Genomic DNA, 1173 nt, shown 5'->3' on the forward strand with positions numbered 1-1173 from the left:
TCAGGCCAAACTAACAAATCAATCTCGTGCTGTGCGATAAGACTGCGACTAAAGGCTAGATGTTGCTGATGCGCAGTTGCACGTTGATCAGGACGAGACATGCCATAAATATCACTTTGCACAAGCCCAATAGACATTTGTTGTTGAGGCTCTGCGACAAAAGACTCTTCCTGTTGAACTTGATAAACCCCATAAAAATATAAACCTCCCACAATGCCTACCGTACTCGCAATAGACTTCATGGATGTGAAACGACGCTCTTGCAACAATACAACACAGCATGCATTTACACCGATCACACATGCACTGAGCAAATAGACGCCACCAAGATCAGCAGCTTGTGCTAGATATGGCGCCCGAACGAGTGATGCACCCAAGTAAAAAGGAAACAGATTCGCTTGCGTGAATTCAATGATGAGCAAAGCAGCCATAGAAGACAGCAATATCCCGACATTGAGTCTGCGCATCGCGACGTAGAGCAGCGCAAACACAGCAAAATGCAAGGCGATGACGAATCCATAAGCTAGCCAAAGCAAGCTTCCGGTATGGTCTTCGCCCCGAATAAATCCGTCACTAAGCGCGAGAAGCCAAGAATACCCAACGAAATAAAGAACACTGCCCATGGCAAAGCCAGTGAGCGCAGAAGAATAAAAGCGCTTGGATCTTTCAAGCGCTAGCAACAAAGGAACAAAACAAGCAAAGGCGAGTAACCAAAGCCCAAACCCGACATTCGCAAAAGCATATAGAGCACCTGAAGCGCAGGCGCTTAAAAACAGAAAAATAGAGCCTTTCATAAGAATACTCTTTTATTATATTTTGCCGAGTGCGCGATTCGCCTCCTCAGCTTGCGCTTCTAGTTTAGCTCTATATGCGTCTTTATCCGCCATCCATTCCTGCTTCTGATCGATGAATACTTGACGCTGCTCAAGTGCACGCGAGATTTTGTTCGGCATTTCCTGAAGTTTGTTCAAGTGCATCGTTCGCGCTAAAGCTTGCCCTGCATAATCATCTTCTGGGAGCACATTCCCATAGCGCTCTAAGATCTCGGTCAAAACAATTACATAGTCTTCTGATAGTTTTTCCTGATAGGCGTAGTAGTCTCGAATTTCCTGTTCGCTGGCGTGACGTGCCATCATTTTCGTTTCAATCGCTTTTAACTCAGCGCGCTTCGCT

Annotated in this window: 2 protein-coding genes; both read right to left on the reverse strand. The window is 46.0% G+C overall.

What is annotated here, in order from left to right:
* The coding region (locus A3739_RS03060) for a hypothetical protein (RefSeq protein WP_156502297.1) at positions 1 to 794 on the reverse strand (794 nt) is incomplete at its 3' end.
* A 15-nt stretch (positions 795 to 809) separates the two neighbouring features.
* Positions 810 to 1173, reverse strand: a 364-nt coding sequence (locus tag A3739_RS03065; protein ID WP_231876986.1) for a hypothetical protein, incomplete at its 5' end; no start/stop codon positions are given.

The sequence above is a fragment of the Oleiphilus sp. HI0067 genome (assembly GCF_001635735.1).